At 55.3% G+C, this 17,895-nt stretch carries 16 protein-coding genes and 4 tRNA genes; all 20 read right to left on the bottom strand.

Annotation, left to right across the window (positions count from 1 at the left end; genetic code table 11):
- Positions 1 to 19 precede the first annotated feature (19 nt).
- The gene (rpoB, locus tag ACUN8C_RS02280; RefSeq protein ID WP_445620733.1) at positions 20 to 4,096 is read right to left on the bottom strand and encodes a DNA-directed RNA polymerase subunit beta; all 4,077 of its coding nucleotides are present in this window, start codon (positions 4,094 to 4,096) and stop codon (positions 20 to 22) included.
- Between the two features lie 252 nt (positions 4,097 to 4,348).
- On the bottom strand, positions 4,349 to 4,723 hold the full coding sequence (rplL, locus tag ACUN8C_RS02275; protein WP_445620732.1) for a 50S ribosomal protein L7/L12: 375 nt from the start codon (positions 4,721 to 4,723) through the stop codon (positions 4,349 to 4,351).
- A 66-nt stretch (positions 4,724 to 4,789) separates the two neighbouring features.
- A complete protein-coding gene (rplJ, locus tag ACUN8C_RS02270) occupies positions 4,790 to 5,296 on the bottom strand; it encodes a 50S ribosomal protein L10 (RefSeq protein ID WP_445620731.1) in 507 nt (168 codons plus the stop codon).
- Between the two features lie 234 nt (positions 5,297 to 5,530).
- The gene (gene rplA / locus ACUN8C_RS02265) at positions 5,531 to 6,223 is read right to left on the bottom strand and encodes a 50S ribosomal protein L1 (protein WP_086900771.1); all 693 of its coding nucleotides are present in this window, start codon (positions 6,221 to 6,223) and stop codon (positions 5,531 to 5,533) included.
- A gap of 2 nt (positions 6,224 to 6,225) precedes the next feature.
- Positions 6,226 to 6,657, bottom strand: coding sequence for a 50S ribosomal protein L11 (gene rplK / locus ACUN8C_RS02260; protein ID WP_086620803.1), 432 nt, complete (start codon positions 6,655 to 6,657; stop codon positions 6,226 to 6,228).
- Between the two features lie 83 nt (positions 6,658 to 6,740).
- On the bottom strand, positions 6,741 to 7,274 hold the full coding sequence (gene nusG / locus ACUN8C_RS02255) for a transcription termination/antitermination protein NusG (protein ID WP_108842845.1): 534 nt from the start codon (positions 7,272 to 7,274) through the stop codon (positions 6,741 to 6,743).
- A gap of 8 nt (positions 7,275 to 7,282) precedes the next feature.
- A complete protein-coding gene (gene secE / locus ACUN8C_RS02250) occupies positions 7,283 to 7,651 on the bottom strand; it encodes a preprotein translocase subunit SecE (protein ID WP_108842844.1) in 369 nt (122 codons plus the stop codon).
- Between the two features lie 67 nt (positions 7,652 to 7,718).
- Positions 7,719 to 7,794: transfer RNA gene (locus ACUN8C_RS02245), tRNA-Trp, on the bottom strand.
- Between the two features lie 114 nt (positions 7,795 to 7,908).
- A tRNA-Thr gene (locus ACUN8C_RS02240) sits at positions 7,909 to 7,983 on the bottom strand.
- A 15-nt stretch (positions 7,984 to 7,998) separates the two neighbouring features.
- A tRNA-Gly gene (locus tag ACUN8C_RS02235) sits at positions 7,999 to 8,072 on the bottom strand.
- 40 nt (positions 8,073 to 8,112) lie between these two features.
- Positions 8,113 to 8,196 (bottom strand) — tRNA-Tyr (locus ACUN8C_RS02230).
- Positions 8,197 to 8,310: 114 nt separating this feature from the next.
- Positions 8,311 to 9,150, bottom strand: a complete 840-nt coding sequence (locus ACUN8C_RS02225) for a type III pantothenate kinase (RefSeq protein ID WP_445620730.1) — start codon at positions 9,148 to 9,150, stop codon at positions 8,311 to 8,313.
- Positions 9,147 to 10,127, bottom strand: coding sequence for a biotin--[acetyl-CoA-carboxylase] ligase (locus tag ACUN8C_RS02220; protein ID WP_445620729.1), 981 nt, complete (start codon positions 10,125 to 10,127; stop codon positions 9,147 to 9,149). The genes ACUN8C_RS02225 and ACUN8C_RS02220 overlap by 4 nt, the downstream gene beginning before the upstream one ends.
- A 142-nt stretch (positions 10,128 to 10,269) precedes the next feature.
- The gene (gene cydB / locus ACUN8C_RS02215) at positions 10,270 to 11,274 is read right to left on the bottom strand and encodes a cytochrome d ubiquinol oxidase subunit II (RefSeq protein ID WP_445620728.1); all 1,005 of its coding nucleotides are present in this window, start codon (positions 11,272 to 11,274) and stop codon (positions 10,270 to 10,272) included.
- Positions 11,275 to 11,289: 15 nt separating this feature from the next.
- Positions 11,290 to 12,696 carry a cytochrome ubiquinol oxidase subunit I gene (locus ACUN8C_RS02210; RefSeq protein ID WP_445620727.1) on the bottom strand — a complete coding sequence of 469 codons (1,407 nt, stop codon included), beginning with the start codon at positions 12,694 to 12,696 and terminating at the stop codon, positions 11,290 to 11,292.
- A 193-nt stretch (positions 12,697 to 12,889) separates the two neighbouring features.
- Positions 12,890 to 13,798, bottom strand: coding sequence for a heme o synthase (cyoE, locus tag ACUN8C_RS02205; RefSeq protein WP_445620726.1), 909 nt, complete (start codon positions 13,796 to 13,798; stop codon positions 12,890 to 12,892).
- A 13-nt stretch (positions 13,799 to 13,811) separates the two neighbouring features.
- Positions 13,812 to 14,147: a cytochrome o ubiquinol oxidase subunit IV gene (gene cyoD, locus ACUN8C_RS02200; RefSeq protein ID WP_108842838.1), complete on the bottom strand. Its 336-nt coding sequence runs from the start codon at positions 14,145 to 14,147 to the stop codon at positions 13,812 to 13,814.
- Positions 14,147 to 14,776: a cytochrome o ubiquinol oxidase subunit III gene (gene cyoC / locus ACUN8C_RS02195; RefSeq protein WP_108842837.1), complete on the bottom strand. Its 630-nt coding sequence runs from the start codon at positions 14,774 to 14,776 to the stop codon at positions 14,147 to 14,149. The genes cyoD and cyoC overlap by 1 nt, the downstream gene beginning before the upstream one ends.
- A gap of 3 nt (positions 14,777 to 14,779) precedes the next feature.
- The gene (gene cyoB, locus ACUN8C_RS02190; RefSeq protein ID WP_445620725.1) at positions 14,780 to 16,756 is read right to left on the bottom strand and encodes a cytochrome o ubiquinol oxidase subunit I; all 1,977 of its coding nucleotides are present in this window, start codon (positions 16,754 to 16,756) and stop codon (positions 14,780 to 14,782) included.
- Positions 16,757 to 16,758: 2 nt separating this feature from the next.
- The gene (gene cyoA / locus ACUN8C_RS02185) at positions 16,759 to 17,640 is read right to left on the bottom strand and encodes a ubiquinol oxidase subunit II (protein WP_445620724.1); all 882 of its coding nucleotides are present in this window, start codon (positions 17,638 to 17,640) and stop codon (positions 16,759 to 16,761) included.
- Between the last annotated feature and the right edge of the window lie 255 nt (positions 17,641 to 17,895).

Below are 17,895 nucleotides of genomic sequence, written 5' to 3'. Positions count from 1 at the left end.
CATAGGGTAAAGGCGGCGTTTAGCCTTCCAGCTCGATGTCGATACCCAGCGAGCGGATTTCCTTGACCAGTACGTTGAAGGATTCAGGCATACCCGCCTGCATGCTGTGATCACCGTCGACGATGCTCTTGTACATCTTGGTACGACCTTCGACATCGTCGGACTTGACCGTCAGCATTTCCTGCAGCGTATAGGCGGCGCCATAAGCTTCAAGTGCCCAGACTTCCATCTCACCGAAGCGCTGGCCGCCGAACTGCGCCTTGCCGCCAAGTGGCTGCTGAGTAACCAGCGAGTACGAGCCGGTGGAACGCGCATGCATCTTGTCATCCACAAGGTGGTTGAGCTTGAGCATGTACATGTAACCCACCGTCACCGGGCGATCAAACTTCTCGCCGGTACGACCGTCGTACAGTGCCATCTGACCGGAGTCCGGCAGATCGGCCAGACGGAGCAGGCCCTTGATTTCCTGCTCATGGGCACCATCGAACACCGGAGAAGCAATGGGCACGCCGCCCGAGAGGTTCTTGGCCAGGGCCAGAACTTCATCGTCGGTCAGCTCATCAATGTTTTCCTGGCGCCCGCCACTGGTGTTGTACACCTGATGCAGGAACGCGCGAATCTCGGTGAGCTGCTGCTCACGTGCATTTCGCATCATGCGCTCGATCTTGACGCCCAGACCATGAGCCGCCATGCCCAGGTGCGTTTCAAGAATCTGACCGACGTTCATGCGCGATGGAACACCCAGCGGGTTGAGCACGATGTCGACCGGTGTGCCCTCGTCATCAAACGGCATGTCTTCAACCGGCATGATGGCCGAGATAACACCCTTGTTACCGTGACGACCGGCCATCTTGTCACCGGGCTGGATACGACGCCTGACGGCCAGATACACCTTGACGATCTTCAGAACGCCCGGCGCCAGATCATCGCCCTGAGTGAGCTTGCGCTTCTTGTCCTCGAAACGCTCCTCCATCTCCTTGCGACGAATTTCCAGCTGCTCGTCGGCCTGATGCAGCAGCTCATTGAGCGCCTCATCCTGCATGCGGATCTTCGACCACTGAGAGCGCGGCAGCTCTTCGAGATACTCGTCGGTGACCACATCGCCCTTGGAAAGCCTCGGGCCACCGTTGACCGGCTGACCGGACAGCGTGCGCTGCAGACGTTCAAAGGTCGCATTCTCGGCGATGCGATAGGTTTCCTGCAGATCCTTGCGCACTTCGTCAAGCTGCTGCTGCTCGATGGAAAGCGCACGCGCATCCTTGTCAACGCCGTCACGGGTAAAGACCTGAACGTCGATGACCGTACCGCGCATTCCGGTGGAAGCACGCAGCGATGTATCCTTCACATCACTGGCCTTCTCACCAAAGATGGCTCGCAGCAGCTTCTCTTCCGGTGTCAGCTGGGTTTCGCCCTTTGGCGTTACCTTGCCAACCAGAATGTCGCCCGGATTGATCTCGGCGCCAATGTAGACCACGCCGGATTCATCAAGCTTGCCCAGTGCCGCTTCGCCCACGTTGGGAATATCCGAGGTAATTTCCTCGGCGCCCAGCTTGGTATCGCGCGATACGCAGGTCAGTTCCTGAATATGGATCGTGGTAAAGCGATCCTCTTCAACCACGCGCTCCGAAATCAGCATGGAGTCTTCGAAGTTGTAGCCATTCCAGGGCATGAAGGCGATACGGATATTCTGACCCAGGGCCAGATCGCCGGTATCTACAGACGGGCCGTCTGCCAGAATATCGCCAATGGCAATATGGTCTCCCTGGCGCACGATCGGGCGCTGGTTCTGACAGGTGTTCTGGTTGGAACGCACGTACTTCGTCAGGTTATAGATATCAACCCCGGCTTCACCGCCGATGATTTCATCTTCATTGACCCGGATAACGATACGCTTGGCGTCCACGGAGTCTACCAGACCGCCGCGTCGAGCGACGGCGCAGACGCCGGAGTCGCGTGCCACGAAACGTTCCATGCCGGTTCCGACCAGAGGCTTGTCGGCCTTCAGGGTCGGCACCGCCTGACGCTGCATGTTCGAACCCATCAGGGCGCGGTTGGCGTCATCGTGCTCGAGGAACGGAATCAGGGCAGCAGCCACCGACACGACCTGGCGCGGCGACACATCCATCAGGGTCACCTTGTCAGGTGCCATGAAGGTTGTCTCACCCCTGTGACGCACCTGAACCAGGTCGTCGATCAGCTGACCATTCTCATCGACCGTGGCCGAGGCCTGAGCGATGATGAAGTCGCCTTCCTCGATCGCCGAGAGGTGCACGACCTCGTCGGTCACCTGACGATTTTCCACCTTGCGGTAGGGCGTCTCGAGGAAACCATAATGGTTGGTATGGCTGTAGGTGGCCAGCGAGTTGATCAGACCGATGTTCGGGCCTTCAGGGGTCTCGATCGGGCACAGACGACCATAGTGCGTGGCGTGTACGTCACGCACTTCAAAACCGGCACGTTCGCGGGTCAGACCACCCGGCCCGAGTGCAGACACACGACGCTTGTGCGTGACCTCGGACAGCGGATTGTTCTGGTCCATGAACTGGGAAAGCTGTGAAGAACCGAAGAACTCCTTGACCGCTGCCGCGACAGGCTTGGCATTGATCAGATCCTGTGGCATCAGGCCTTCGCTTTCAGCCATGGACAGGCGTTCCTTGACCGCACGCTCAACGCGCACCAGGCCCACACGGAACTGGTTTTCGGCCATTTCGCCAACACTACGAATACGGCGGTTACCCAGGTGGTCAATGTCATCGACATCGCCAAAGCCGTTACGAATATTGATGAGCTCTCGGAGCACATCAATAATGTCGTTGTGGGTCAGGACACCCGGGCCTTCGTCGGTATCCCGGCGCAGGCGACGGTTGAACTTCATGCGACCAACGCCGGAAAGGTCATAGCGGTCTTCGCTGAAGAACAGATTGTTGAACAGCGATTCAGCCGCTTCCTTGGTCGGCGGCTCACCCGGACGCATCATGCGATAGATTTCGACCAGCGCTTCAAGCTGCGAACCGGTGGAATCAACACGCAGGGTGTCAGAGATGAAAGATCCGGTATCCAGATCGTTGGTGTAAAGCGTCTCGATGGTGGTAATGCCGGCCTGACCGAGCTTTTCAAGCATCTCGAGAGTCAGTTCGGTATTACAGGCCACCAGCAGTTCACCGGTATTCGGATCGACCTGATCCTTGGCCAGCGTCTTGCCCAGGAGATATTCCATCGGTACGTCAAGACGCTCGATGCCCGCCTTTTCCAGCTGACGGATATGCTTCTGGGTAATACGACGACCTTCTTCAACGATGACATTGCCATCATTGTCGGTCATATCAAAGCTGGCCGTCTCGCCGCGCAGACGTGACGGCACCAGCTGAACAGAGAAGCCGTTTCTTTCGACGTGATAAACATCGGTGTCGAAGAAGTAACCGAGAATATCCTCGGCATTATACCCCAGCGCGCGCATCAGCACGGTTGCCGGCAGCTTGCGACGACGGTCGATGCGGACAAACACGTTGTCGCGCGGGTCAAACTCGAAGTCGAGCCAGGAGCCGCGATAAGGAATCACACGTGCCGAGTACAGCAGCTTGCCCGACGAGTGACTCTTGCCCTTGTCGTGATCAAAGAACACGCCCGGGCTGCGGTGGAGCTGAGAAACAATAACGCGTTCGGTACCGTTGACCACAAAGGTACCGTTCTCGGTCATCAGGGGGATTTCCCCCATGTAGACTTCCTGCTCCTTGATATCCTTGATCGCCTTGTTCGAAGACTCGCGATCGTAGATGATCAGACGTACCTTGACACGCAGGGGTGCGGAATAGGTCACGCCTCGCAGCTGGCATTCCTTGACATCAAAGGCAGGAGTGCCGAAGCGATAGCTGACATATTCGAGTGCCGCGTTGCCCGAAAAGCTTTCAATCGGAAACACGGACTTGAAGGCGGCATGCAAACCAATATCATGGCGACCTTCAGGGGCACGATCCTGTTGCAGGAAGTCATAATAGGAATCAAGCTGGATGGCCAGTAGATAAGGCACATCCATTACTTGGGGCAGTTTGCTGAAATCCTTGCGGATGCGTTTTTTCTCAGTGTATGAGTAAGCCATCTGTAGTCCCCAGCTTGTTCACCATGAGTGACTGGCGTGATCGGTACACCAGCGGATTGGCTCCATCAGGCGCCAACGGCAAGCTTCCCTGGAAGAAAGCTCGCCGCTTGAAGTTTTCCGGATCGCCTTAGCGTACTCGCGGTGTGTAATAAGCACGCTAAGCCCATCCGGCAACAGAAAAAGGCCGGCGGCGGTCAGCTCATCTGACCGCCACCAGCCGTCATGCTATAACGCTTTCAGGCAGAACACTGATTACTTGAGTTCCACGGAAGCGCCAGCTTCTTCCAGCTTCTTCTTGGCCGCTTCGGCATCGTCCTTGGACATGCCTTCCTTGATGGTTGCCGGAGCACCGTCAACAGCGCCCTTGGCTTCCTTCAGGCCCAGACCGGTGATCTCACGAACTACCTTGATGACGTTAACCTTCTTGTCACCGGCAGCTGTCAGGATCAGATCGAACTCGGTCTGTTCTTCAACAGCAGCAGCTTCGCCGCCGGCGCCCGGACCTGCAACAACAGCTGCAGCGGCAGAAACGCCGAACTTCTCTTCCATCGACTCAATCAGGTCGACGACTTCCATGACGGACATTTCAGCAACAGCGTTGATGATGTCTTCTTTGCTCAGTGCCATGATTATATTCCTGTACTTTGCGGGGCAAATGACTGCCCGATGAAATTTGCCTAGATGATACGTCGATCAGGCCGCTTCTTCTTCCTGCTTCTGATCGCGCAGCGCTGCAAGCGTGCGTACCAGTTTGCCGGCAGAAGCTTCCTTCATGACGGACATCAGCTTGGCGATAGCTTCGTCGTAGGTCGGCAGGCTTGCCAGACGATCGATATCTTTCGCATCGATCAGCTCGCCTTCGTAGGCCAGCGCCTTGACTTCAAACTTGGGCTGTTCGCGAGCGAAATCCCTGAGCAGACGCGCGCCGGCGCCCGGATGCTCAAGAGAAAACGCCAGCAGAGACGGACCAACAAAAGTCTCGTTCAGGCACTCCCATGAAGTGCCCTGCAGGGCGCGACGTGCCAGCGTGTTACGCACAACGCGCAGCTGGACGCCGTTATCGCGAGCCTTTTTACGCAGCGCCGTCATGGCGCTCACGTCGACACCGCGAGAATTGGCTACGACAACGGAGAGCGCCTGTCCGGCAGTTTCGCTGACCTCAGCGACAATTGCCTTCTTGTCTTCAAGACCCAGGGGCATATCTTCACTCCTCGTGTCAGCCACCCGGAAGGATGGCCATCGTGGTTACCATCTGCTGAGGACATACAACAGAGTGGATGATGGCGTGTTGCCGGTTGGCAACAGGCGCCATCTGCGCAGGCCACCTGCTCAGGGCAAATGATTAAGCCGCCCCTTGGGACGACACCTGCGGTCTTTGACGGCGCCCCGTTCCACCACGGGCACGGGGACCGCAAAGCAATCGGTAAATATCGATCAGTTCAGGTAGGAATGATCGACGGTAACGCCAGGACCCATGGTCGTGGACAGGGAAACCTTCTTGATATAAACGCCTTTGGAAGTGCTGGGCTTGAGCTTTTTCAGATCATTGACCAGTGCTTCCAGGTTGCCACGCAGGGCTTCAGGCGTGAAATCGACCTTGCCGATGCCCGCATGAATAATGCCGTTCTTGTCGGTACGGAAGCGCACCTGACCTGCCTTGGCATTCTTGACAGCAGTCGCAACGTCAGGCGTAACGGTGCCGACCTTGGGGTTAGGCATCAGGCCACGCGGACCCAGAATCTGACCCAGCTGACCGACAACACGCATGGCATCGGGCGCTGCAATGACGACGTCAAAATCAAGGTTGCCCTTTTTGACTTCGGCGGCCAGATCGTCCATGCCAACAATTTCGGCACCGGCTTCACGCGCGGCATCCGCTGCTGCGCCCTGAGCAAAGACCGCAACGCGAACGTCACGACCAGTGCCGTTGGGCAGCACGGTAGCACCACGTACAACCTGATCCGATTTACGCGGATCAACACCCAGATTGACGGCGATTTCTACACTTTCCTTGAATTTCACGGAGGAAATCTCGGACAGCAGTGCAGTCGCTTCATCAACACTGTAGACACGCGAAGCATCAACACGATCGCGAATCAGCTTCATACGCTTGGAAAGCTTGGCCATGATCAGAGACCCTCCACGTTCAGGCCCATGCTGCGAGCAGTACCAGCAATGGTACGCAATGCAGCTTCAAGATCGGCAGCCGTCAGGTCAGGCTCTTTCGTGCGAGCGATTTCTTCAATCTGCTCACGTGTGACTGTACCGACCTTCTTCTTGTTCGGCTCACCAGAGCCGGACTTGATGCCTGCAGCCTTTTTGAGCAGCACCGGCGCCGGGGGCGTCTTGGTGATGAACGTAAAGCTGCGGTCGGAATAGACCGTAATGACGACAGGCGTCGGCAGACCGGCTTCCATATCCTGGGTTTCTGCGTTAAATGCCTTGCAGAATTCCATGATATTAACGCCGTGCTGACCGAGTGCCGGACCTACCGGCGGACTGGGGTTGGCTTTACCCGCTGCAACCTGCAGCTTGATGTAAGCCTGAACTTTCTTGGCCATGATGAACTCCGATTGGGTAATAGCGCCTTGCGGCTTCCCGGACTATCGATGCAGCGTTGCTGCATCACCAGCACCCTTCAAGCCTAAATTTTCTCGACCTGCGAGAACTCAAGCTCAACGGGCGTAGAGCGCCCGAAGATCAGCACACTGACCTGCAGACGGCTCTTTTCATAATTGACTTCTTCAACCACGCCATTGAAATCTGCAAAGGGACCATCGGCAACCCGAACGGTCTCGCCTGCATCAAACATGGTCTTGGGTCGTGGCTTTTCAGTACCATCCTGAACACGACGCAGAATGGCTTCCGCCTCATTGGGCGTAATAGGAGCGGGCTTCTCGGGCGTTCCGCCGATAAACCCCATTACCCTGGGCGTTTCATTAACGAGGTGCCAACTGCGGTCATCCATCGCCATTTCAACCAGCACGTAACCGGGATAAAACTTGCGTTCGCTTTTGCGACGCTTCCCATCGCGCATTTCAACGACTTCTTCCGTAGGCACCAGTATCTCGCCGAAATGGTCTTCCATTTCGTAAAGCTTCACGCGCTCAATCAATGAGCGCATGACCTGCTTTTCAAAACCAGAGTAGGCGTGGACAACGTACCAGCGCTTAGTCATGCAAGCTCCTAACCAATGAGAGTCGACACCAGCCAACCGAAGAACATATCAATCAGCCAGAGCAACAGGCCCACGATGACAACTGCACCCAGCACGATAGCGGTGGTTTGAAAGGTTTCCTGACGGGTAGGCCAGACAACACGCTGAATTTCCTTCTTCGCGTTTTTGGCAAGCGAGGTCAGTTCACGCCCTCGACCGGTTGTCAGCGCAATACCCAGAGCGGCCACAACCAGCACGACAACGCCGACCACACGATAAATCATCGGTTGATCGGCAAAATAGACATTACCCGCTACCGCAACAGCGACAAGCACCACAGCAGCAGCCCACTTGAGCGCATCAAAACGGGTATCCTGCACTTCGGCGGTCTGTTTCATGGGGAAGAAAACTCCTCAGGAGTGCGGCAATCGATTTACACACAAAAGCTGCCAATCTGAGGAAGACTGGCAGGCCAGGAGGGACTCGAACCCCCAACCTGCGGTTTTGGAGACCGCTGCTCTGCCAATTGAGCCACTGGCCTGTAACATCGTCGTCGTAATCACCTTTGCGAGCGGTGAGCACGATACCAAAAAGCCCAAGGCACGACAACCTGCACATTGGACTAAAAAGGGCGACCCTTACGGCTCGCCCTGAATGGAGCTCATGGACGGAATTGAACCGTCGACCTCACCCTTACCAAGGGTGTGCTCTACCCCTGAGCTACATGAGCATAACTCTTCACAACTGGAGCGGGCAGCGGGAATCGAACCCGCATCATCAGCTTGGAAGGCTGAGGTTCTACCATTAAACTATGCCCGCTTACCCAATCTTTCGATTGCCGCGCAATCGAAAAAAATCTTGGTGGAGGGAGGAGGATTCGAACCTCCGAAGCTCGCGCGGCAGATTTACAGTCTGCTCCCTTTGGCCACTCGGGAATCCCTCCAACTTGGCGGCAAATTATACCGATCCAAGAAGGCCTGTCAAGCCTTGTTCCCTTCTGCATTCATATCGTACTGTTTTACGATATATCCTGCTTTCTGGAACGCGGCGCATTCTGTCAGAGCATTCGCGTAAACGCAAGCGCCTTGCGCATTTCCGTTAAATTCGCTGGCTTGACCACTTCAGGCATACCGGCCAGTACCCCCTGCCCTTCGGCAGACGTTATCGGAAAAAGAGCCTCAAGGCCTGCATACACCATGTCCGGCCAATGGGCATGCGGCAAGCGAAGCCCACGCGATACGATTGCTGCATCCCCCCCGGTAATCAACAGGGGCAGCGCCATGCCCTGACTGTCACAGACTTCCATATAAAGACGGTTAATCGCGCTGATGGCAGCCATGAAAACGCCGTGATTGACGGCATCCACGGTGTTGGTGCCGGGTGCGAGTACATGGAGCGCGTCCTGCTCGGGGTCAATCACTACCTTGCGGGTTCCGAGCTTGAGACTCTCTTTCATGAGCCGGAGCCCCGGAATGATATACCCCCCGATGTGCTGCCCGCCCGGCAGCACTGTATCCATGGTAATGGCACTGCCACAATCCACGGTACAGCACCCCCCCGTGAGCTGATACCCGGCAAGTACGCCAAGCCAGCGATCCACCCCCAATCGTTCAGGCGTGTCGTATCCGTTACGGATCCCCAGGGCTTCGAAAGAAGAATGCGCAATGTGTATATTATCGACGCGGCGCTTTAAAAGCCTGACCGTGTCTTCAAGCACATCCTGGCGCGCCACATTCGAGATGCGAATGATATCGACGATGTCCAGATCAGGGATATCGGCACCCGAGCGCCATTCATCACGCGTCCACATGGCCCCCCGAGCCCGAATCTCGCTGCTCTTTCGATCCTTTAGACGCCATTTCGACAATGTGTTGCCAATATCCAGATCCAGAATCATGAACGACCACGCAAACTGACTTCGCCACCGGCAAAGCGCCTGTCCTCACCATCGATACTGACAATCAGATTGCCTGTGTCATCGACCCCTTTTGCAATACCCTCGCTGACAGTACTGCCCTGATAGATCTGAACCGGTCTGTTCCGGTAAACGTGATAATCGTTCCAGCGATCACGCCAGGCGGTGAACCCCGTCTCCTCAAAGCGCCCCAGCATCTGCATGTGCGCCTCGATCATGGCGCTGACCAGGGCATTACGCGATATATCGGGCGCCAGATCAGCAAGGGCCGTCACCGACTGTTCAATACCCGCCCTCCCCTTTTCAGAGAGACGAACGTTGACCCCTATTCCAATCACTACCTGACAGGGCCCTGAGGTATCGCCCCGAACTTCGACAAGAATGCCGCCGAGCTTGGACATTCCCGAAGCCGTTGAGACCAGCAGGTCGTTGGGCCATTTCAGCTGAATATCTATCCCCCGCTCTGACAGAAGATCAGCCATGATGACACCCACCGCCAGGCTCAGTCCTTCCAGTGCCCCCACCCCGCTTTCAAACTGCCAGCCGATGGAGAAGTGAATATTGCCGCCCCATTCACTGTAGAACGACCGGCCACGCCGCCCTTTCCCGGCACTCTGCCATTCGGCGAGACAGACTTCGCCGTGTCCGGCGCCCTGAGCAAAGCGCTCCAGCAGAAAGGTGTTGGTAGAACCGATCGAATCTTCCACAAAGAGGTGTTTGAGACACTGGCGTGCCGAACGTGACAGGTTGGCCACGATATCAGCACCCTGAAGAGGCTCTGGTGGATTGAGCAGGCGATACCCACACCCTCTTGCCGTCTCGACAGAAAGCCCCAGCCCCTCAAGCTTGCGCAACTGTTTCCATATCGCTGTTCGCGATACGCCAACCTCTCTGCCCAGTGCCTCACCTGAATGAAAGGCACCATCGCTCATCAATCTGATCAGGTCACTGACACTCATGGCGTTGCGTTCATATCCTGAAATCCTTTTATCCGCCTGCGTTGCGGCGGGCATTGTTCTTTAGAAACCAGTGCAATGCACGAAAAACAAAAAGGGTACCCCTTTGGGTACCCTTTGTAATCTCTGAACGCAGGATTTGATCCTAGTGATACCCCTCACCCGCACGCACCTTGCCTCGAAAGACATAATAACTGTAGGCCGTGTAAATGAGCACAATGGGCACCAGAATGACATAGCCAACGATCAGGAATGACTGGCTGGCCCGAGCCGAAGCCGCATCCCAGAGCGTAATGTCCGGCGGGATGATCAAGGGGAAAAAGCTGATGACCAGCCCCGAGAGGCCGAGGAAAAACAGGCCCAGCACCTTGAAGAAGAGCCGCCGCTCATGAGAGTGCGTGACACCGTTCCAGATACTCCAGGAAAGCAGCGCGACCAGAATCGGCACCGGCGCAAACCAGGCAATATTAGGGAACGTAAACCAGCGCTCGGCAATGCGTCCGTTGGAAAGCGGTGTCCATACGCTGATGACGATCATGGATGCCACAAGCAACAGCGTCAGGGGCCGGGCCAGCTGGTAAAACCGGTTTTGCAGATCGCCTTCGGTTTTCATGATCAGCCAGCCGGCGCCCAGCAGGGCATAACCTGCCATGAGCGCCAACCCGGTGAACAAGGCAAAGGGGGAAAACCAGTCAAAGGTGCCGCCCTGATAGGCACGCTCCGACACGGACAGGCCATTGATGATACCTCCCAGCACGACGCCCTGACTAAAGGTCGCCACCATGGCGCCGCCGCTGAACGCCAGATCAAACCATTTGCGTGAACGGTTCGATTTAAAGCGAAACTCAAAGGCAATTCCCCGAAAGATCAATGCCAGCAGCATCAGGATCAAGGGAAGATACATGGCGGGCAGAATGACCGAATACGCCAAGGGAAAGGCACCATAAAGGCCGGCGCCCCCCAGAATCATCCACGTCTGGTTGCCATCCCATACCGGTGCCACGGTATTCATCATGACATCGCGATTCTCGTCCCCCCTGATAAAGGGAAAGAGGATCCCGACGCCCAGGCTAAAGCCGTCCATCATGACGTACATGGCGACAGCAAAACCGATCAGCAGGTACCAGATGACTGGCAGATCAATTGTCATGCTCATGGCTCCCAATCAATTTTGCTCTTCGAAACTGCCGTCGGCCGCCGACATGGGTCGCTTGGGCTGACGCTCATGACCCGGGCCTCCGGAAGGCACCATGTTCATCGGCTCGGACCTGATCAGTCTCAACATATAGTAGATCCCGATGCCAAAGATGATGGCGTAGACGACCATAAAACCGATCAGCGTTGTCAGCATGCTGCCCACACTGTGCGTTGAGACAGCGTCTTCGGTGCGAAGCATGCCGTAGACCACCCAGGGCTGGCGACCGGCTTCTGTCGTAATCCAGCCAGCCAGCAGGGCAATAAAGCCCACCGGGGTCGTAAACAGCGCAATCCGCTGGAACCAGCGCGCTTCATAAAGCTGTCCTCTCCAGCGCAGGAACAGACCCACAACACCCATGCCCAGCATCAGCATGCCCAGCCCCACCATGATCCTGAAGCTCCAGAATACCAGTGGCACATCAGGCCACTCGTCACGAGGCCAGTCCTTGAGCCCCTGAATCTTGCCCTCCAGCGTGTGGGTCAGAATCAGGCTGCTGGCATAGGGAACCTTCAGCTCAAAGTGATTGGCAGCGTCATCCATGCTGGGCAGAGCGAACAGCACCAGCGGCATACCCTTCTGATCAGGCTCGTTCTCCCAGTGGCCTTCCATCGCTGCCACCTTGGCCGGCTGATGCTCCAGCGTATTCAGGCCATGCATGTCGCCTGCAATGATCTGTACAGGCAGGGCGACCAGAATGGCCCACATTGCCATGGAGAACATCTTGCGCGCCGCCTGGTCATGACGGTTGCGCAACAGGTGATAGGCGCCGACACCGCCAACAACAAATCCGACCGAGATAAAGGCAGCCAGCCCCATATGGACAATGCGATACGGGAAGGATGGGTTGAACATGATCTCGAGCCAGCTGGCAGGCTCAAAGCGTCCATCGATGACCTCATAGCCGGCAGGCGTCTGCATCCAGCTGTTGGACATCAAAATCCAGGTCATCGAAATCAGGGTACCAACGGCCACAAGGCAGGTTGCCGAAAAATGCAGTCGCTTGCTGACCCTGCCCTCACCGAACAGCATGATGCCAAGGAAGCCGGCTTCCATGAAAAAGGCCGTCAGCACCTCATAGGTCAACAGCACCCCGGTAATGTCGCCTGCCCTTTCGGCAAAGCCGCTCCAGTTGGTGCCGAACTCATAGGCCATGACCACACCGGAGACAACCCCCAGACCGAAAACCACGGCAAAGATGCGCACCCAGAAGCGGTACAGATTATGGTAAATCTCGTTACCCGTTTTTAACCACAGCCCTTCCAGTACCATCAGGTAACTTGCAAGGCCGATCGAAAAGGCGGGAAAAAGAATATGAAAGGAAACGGTAAAGGCGAACTGGAAGCGCGCCAGGTCTAAAGCTTCAAACCCCAGCATTGGCTTGGCTCTCCTGCTTTGGGTTCTGGACAGTCACGGAAGTTATGAAGTTAGAGCATTCCCACGCAAAAGTGAAAGACTCGGGACATCATGTCGCACGGCTACGGACCGCCAGAAAACAGGGACAACCACATCAGGGCAAACAGGAAAGGCAATGCTGATCGACCGGAACGTCAATACAGCATTGAATTGATTAGACGTGCAGAGGTGCTGTCAGGTCAAGCTGCGCCGCTGTCACTTCCGAAGCAGGCTTTTGGTAATCGATCGCCATGACGGCACTCAGGACAGTGACGACCAGTATCGAAATCCCAAAAAGCTGACGGGCCCAGCGGCTATCATCCCCCTGCCCATAACGGGCAATGGCGATGTAAAGCCAATAGAGCGTCATGACAATCATGACCACCAGATAGACGTAGCCGGTGTATCCCGTCAGCGTCAGAAGCGTGGCGGCCACACCAAAAGCCACGATATAGGCAACTGTCTGGCGCTTGGCAGACGCCACCCCCTTTGCAACAGAGAGCACGGGGATGGAAGCTGCTCGATAATCTTCCAGCCTGAAGATAGCAATCGCATAGGAATGCGGCATCTGCCAGAGACTGAAAATCAACAATACCAGCAGCGCACCAAGGTCAAACTCATTGCTGACGGCACAGTATCCGATGACCGGCGGTGCCGCACCGGACAGACTACCAATCAGGGTGCCATGGACAGAATGACGCTTGAGCCAGAGGCTGTAGGCGCCAACGTAAATGGCAAAACCAAACAGGGCTACACCCGCAGCCAGCGGGTTGGCAATTATCAATAAAAGTAAAAAGCCTGCTGTACCCAGCAGGCAGGCCATGATCAGCGCAGAGCGAACATCGATCGTGCCTTCGACAAGCGCACGCTTTTGCGTGCGCGCCATGTACTCGTCAATGTCACGATCTATGACATTGTTGAACACACAACCGGAAGCAACGACCAGTGACACCCCGATAACGGTGGCGAAAAACAACACCAGGTCGATGCTTCCTCTCGAGGCCAGAAAGAATCCCCCTGTTACCGAGATCAGATTGCCGAAGACAATGCCCGGCTTCGTTAGCAGGAGATATCTTTTGAGCATCGGGACAGACTTCTTACATCCCTACCATCAGATTATGGTTGAGATGGAACATGATCCACACCGAGCCCACCACTACAATGCCCACGATCAGAATCGTGAACCATAGCGAGATCATGTTCCAGCGTGGCCCTGAACCTTCACTGAGATGAAGGAAATATACGACCTGCACCACAATCTGTACTACCGCCATGATCAGGATGATTGCAAGCGTCGCCGTGGTCGATAGTGCACCGGTCATCACCAGACCAAAGGGGATGACGGTCAGGATGATGGAGATGATCAGGCCCGTGGTATAGGACTTGACGCTACCATGATCGTGACTTTCCTGGGATTGATGCTGATTGGACATTAAATGACCCCCATCAGATAGACGATGGTGAATACGCAGATCCAGATGATGTGCAGGAAGTGCCAGAACAGGCTCAGACACATCAAACGCGAGCGGTTCATGTCAGTCAGACCCTTGGTGGCAATCTGGATCAGCAAAATGATGGCCCAGATACACCCGGAAGTGACGTGCAGACCGTGCGTACCCACCAGCGTAAAGAAGGACGACAGGAAGGCACTGCGCTGAGGACCGGCTCCTTCAGAAATGAAGTGATGGAACTCGTAAATTTCAAGACTGACAAACACTGCACCCAGAATCAGGGTCAGCGCCAGCCAGAGCATGGTGCGCTGCTTGTCTCCCTTGTTCATGGCCAGCGATGCCAGCCCGATCATGAAGCTACTGGCCAGCAGTACAAAGGTTTCTACCAGAACAAAGGGCAGCTCGAACAGTTCATGCGACGTGGGACCGCCGGCATAGTTCGTACCAAGGACTGCGAAGGTTGCAAAAATCGATGCAAACAGTATGCAGTCGCTCATGATGTAGATCCAGAAACCGAATACTCTGGTCGCTACCGGATCATGATGCTCATGCTCATGGTGCTCATGCCCGTGGGCATGAGCGTCCTGATTGGTCATTGATTGAGTCGACATGGATTACGCCTGATTTGACAATTTTTGATAACGCTGACTTTCGATGCGCTCAACTTCGGCAGCGGGAACGTAATAGTCAATATCGTCGTTGAAGGTACGCATCACCATGGTGATGAAGATACCTACAGCCGAAACGATCGCCAGCCACCAGATATGCCAGATCAGAGCAAATCCAAAAACGGCAGCAATGATGCCAATGAAGAATCCGGCCGAGGTATTTTTCGGCATGTGGATATCCTGGTATTCGGCAGGCTTTTGTTCACTGACGCCATTTTCCTTCATGTGCCAGAAGGCATCACGCTCTTCAACAACGGGAATATGCGCAAAGTTGTAGAAGGGAGCCGGTGAAGGAATGGACCATTCCAGTGTACGACCGCCCCACGGATCGCCTGTCTCATCAATGTTCTGATGACGATTCTTGATGCTGACGAAAAGCTGCAGCAGCTGGCAGGCAATACCACAGGCAATGATGCCGGCACCAATGGCAGCAACGATCAGCGGGAAATGCCAGTCCGGGTTGTCATAGCTGTTCAGACGACGGGTCATGCCCATGAAGCCAAGGGCATACAGTGGCATGAAGGCCGTAAAGAAGCCCACGATCCAGCACCAGGCAGATGCCTTGCCAAGCTTTTCATCAAGCTTGAATCCGAACACTTTCGGGAACCAGTAGGCAAAGCCGGCCAGATAACCGAACACCACGCCACCAATGATAACGTTGTGGAAGTGTGCGATCAGGAACAGGCTGTTATGAAGCACATAGTCAGCGCCCGGTACGGCCAGCAGTACACCGGTCATCCCACCAATCGTGAAGGTGATGAGAAAACCCAGTGTCCACGCCATTGGCACGCTGAACTGAACACGACCTTCATACATGGTGAACAGCCAGTTGAAGATTTTGACCCCGGTGGGGATCGCAATGATCATCGTGGCGATACCGAAGAAGGCGTTTACATTGGCGCCGGCACCCATGGTGAAGAAGTGGTGCAGCCAGACAACAAAGGACAGTACGGTAATGGCGACCGTGGCATAAACCATGGAGGTGTAGCCAAACAGACGCTTCTTGCAATAGGTCGCCACAACCTCGGCAAAAATACCAAAGGCAGGCAGCACCAGAATATAAACTTCAGGGTGCCCCCATGCCCAGATGAGGTTGACGTACATCATCTGGTTGCCACCCATGTCATTGGTAAAGAAATGGGTGCCAATGTAGCGATCAAGCGTTAGCAGGGCGATGGTGACCGTCAGAATGGGGAATGCAGCAATGATCAATACAACGCTGCACAGCGATGTCCAGGTAAACATCGGCATCTTCATCATGGTCATGCCGGGCGCGCGCATCTTCAAAATGGTGACGAAGAAGTTCACACCGGTCAGCAGGGTACCGATACCTGATATCTGTAGACTCCATATCCAGTAATCCACGCCTACGCCCGGACTGTACTGAATATCGGACAGCGGCGGATAGGCAAGCCAGCCGGTTGCTGCAAATTCGCCCACACCCAGAGACACGTTGACCAGAATGACACCAGCCATCGTGAGCCAGAAACTCAGCGAGTTCAGGTACGGAAAGGCCACGTCACGAGCGCCGATCTGAAGCGGCACCACAATGTTGATCAGACCCACCATGAACGGCATGGCCATGAAAAAGATCATGATGACGCCGTGAGCGGTAAAGATCTGGTCATAGTGTTCAGGTGGCAGATAGCCCTCTGCTCCCCCGGAGGCAATGGCCTGCTGGGAGCGCATCATGATGGCATCGGAAAAACCACGGATCAGCATGACAATGGCAACGATGATATACATCACGCCAAGGCGCTTGTGATCCACGGAGGTAATCCACTCCCTCCAGAGATATCCCCACTTCTTGAAATAGGTAATGGCCGCAGCCACTGCCAAACCCATCAGCGCCGCCACACCCAGAACCACCATGACAATGGGTTCATGGTAGGGGACGGCTTCAATACTAAGTTTGCCGAACATGTTTACTCCTCAGCCCCATGATGCGAGCTATCGCCCGACGTGATGTAACTGTTGACAATATCGGTGTACAGGCCAGGAGTAACGGTAGAGAAGTACTCGACCGGGTTGTCTCGGCTGGGTTTGGCCAGCTCATTGAAACTATCCTGCTGCAGGGTTTCCGAAGACTGTCGAACGCTGTCGACCCACTGCTGGAAGCCTTCATCCGATGTTGCCAGTGCCTTGAAGTGCATACCGCTGAAGCCATGACCGCTGTAGTTGGCTGACATGCCAGCGTAGGTGCCTTCTTCAGTCGCCATCAGGTGAACGGTATTTTCCATTCCTGCCATGGCATAAATCTGGCTGCCAAGCTGGGGAATGAAAAACGAGTTCATGACGCTGTTGGAACTGACCCTGAACTCGACTGGCGTATCAACCGGGAAAGCCAGTTCATTAACCGATGCGATGCCCTGCTCCGGATAAACGAACAGCCACTTCCAGTCCAGTGCCATGACCTGAATGACGATGGGGTCCCTGTCGGACTCCGGCACGCGATGCGGGTCAAGAGCATGCGTACTGCGCCATGTCAAAACACTCAGGATGAAAACGATGGCCAGCGGTACTGCCCAGACAACCACTTCAATCTTGTTGGAGTGGGACCAGTTGGGCGAGTACTTCGCATTCTTGACATAGTTGTAACGGCAAGCGAAAAGAATCGTCATAACGATGACGGGAATTACCACGATCAACATCAGGAAAAACGATGTCATGATCAGGTATTTCTGTTCAGCGCCAACCGGCCCCTTGGGATCGAGGAGGCTTGATCCCGTACAACCACTGAGCACAAGTGCGACAGTAGCAAGCAGTGACACCCTTTTAAGAATGTCTGGATAGTTCCATTTTCTCATCTCACGCTCTCTTGAACGGCCAGCTTGAACACTTCGCTTTTGTCCGGCCAGAGAGGCCGGAAATGCGTGACAGGTACCTGCCCGCTTCCGATCACGGTCTGACAGCAACGTTCACGGATGGCATCTACCGCGTCAGACAACCTGACATTGCAGGAGTGTCTGATGGTCTTATCGTTGGAAGTGACTGTCCCGGACGGATATTTCCCGTCTGTGACGGCTCCCAGCAGGGAGGTGACATGAAAGTCATCTGACTGA

It is taken from the genome of Kushneria sp. Sum13 (assembly GCF_052692355.1).
The sequence above is the reverse complement of the archived record's forward strand: the minus strand, read 5'-3'. Positions and strand labels throughout refer to the sequence as shown.

What these genes read in the sequence shown, in the direction of transcription:
- cyoB (WP_445620725.1), bottom strand. Translation starts at nt 16,756, where the DNA reads ATGTTCGGCAAACTTAGTATTGAAGCCGTCCCCTACCATGAACCCATT.
- rplA (WP_086900771.1), bottom strand. Translation starts at nt 6,223, where the DNA reads ATGGCCAAGCTTTCCAAGCGTATGAAGCTGATTCGCGATCGTGTTGAT.
- rplJ (WP_445620731.1), bottom strand. Translation starts at nt 5,296, where the DNA reads ATGCCCCTGGGTCTTGAAGACAAGAAGGCAATTGTCGCTGAGGTCAGC.
- rplK (WP_086620803.1), bottom strand. Translation starts at nt 6,657, where the DNA reads ATGGCCAAGAAAGTTCAGGCTTACATCAAGCTGCAGGTTGCAGCGGGT.
- cydB (WP_445620728.1), bottom strand. Translation starts at nt 11,274, where the DNA reads ATGACAATTGATCTGCCAGTCATCTGGTACCTGCTGATCGGTTTTGCT.
- secE (WP_108842844.1), bottom strand. Translation starts at nt 7,651, where the DNA reads ATGAAACAGACCGCCGAAGTGCAGGATACCCGTTTTGATGCGCTCAAG.
- cyoE (WP_445620726.1), bottom strand. Translation starts at nt 13,798, where the DNA reads ATGCTCAAAAGATATCTCCTGCTAACGAAGCCGGGCATTGTCTTCGGC.
- rplL (WP_445620732.1), bottom strand. Translation starts at nt 4,723, where the DNA reads ATGGCACTGAGCAAAGAAGACATCATCAACGCTGTTGCTGAAATGTCC.
- nusG (WP_108842845.1), bottom strand. Translation starts at nt 7,274, where the DNA reads ATGACTAAGCGCTGGTACGTTGTCCACGCCTACTCTGGTTTTGAAAAG.
- ACUN8C_RS02220 (WP_445620729.1), bottom strand. Translation starts at nt 10,127, where the DNA reads ATGAGTGTCAGTGACCTGATCAGATTGATGAGCGATGGTGCCTTTCAT.
- cyoD (WP_108842838.1), bottom strand. Translation starts at nt 14,147, where the DNA reads ATGTCCAATCAGCATCAATCCCAGGAAAGTCACGATCATGGTAGCGTC.
- cyoC (WP_108842837.1), bottom strand. Translation starts at nt 14,776, where the DNA reads ATGTCGACTCAATCAATGACCAATCAGGACGCTCATGCCCACGGGCAT.
- rpoB (WP_445620733.1), bottom strand. Translation starts at nt 4,096, where the DNA reads ATGGCTTACTCATACACTGAGAAAAAACGCATCCGCAAGGATTTCAGC.
- cyoA (WP_445620724.1), bottom strand. Translation starts at nt 17,640, where the DNA reads ATGAGAAAATGGAACTATCCAGACATTCTTAAAAGGGTGTCACTGCTT.
- ACUN8C_RS02225 (WP_445620730.1), bottom strand. Translation starts at nt 9,150, where the DNA reads ATGATTCTGGATCTGGATATTGGCAACACATTGTCGAAATGGCGTCTA.
- ACUN8C_RS02210 (WP_445620727.1), bottom strand. Translation starts at nt 12,696, where the DNA reads ATGCTGGGGTTTGAAGCTTTAGACCTGGCGCGCTTCCAGTTCGCCTTT.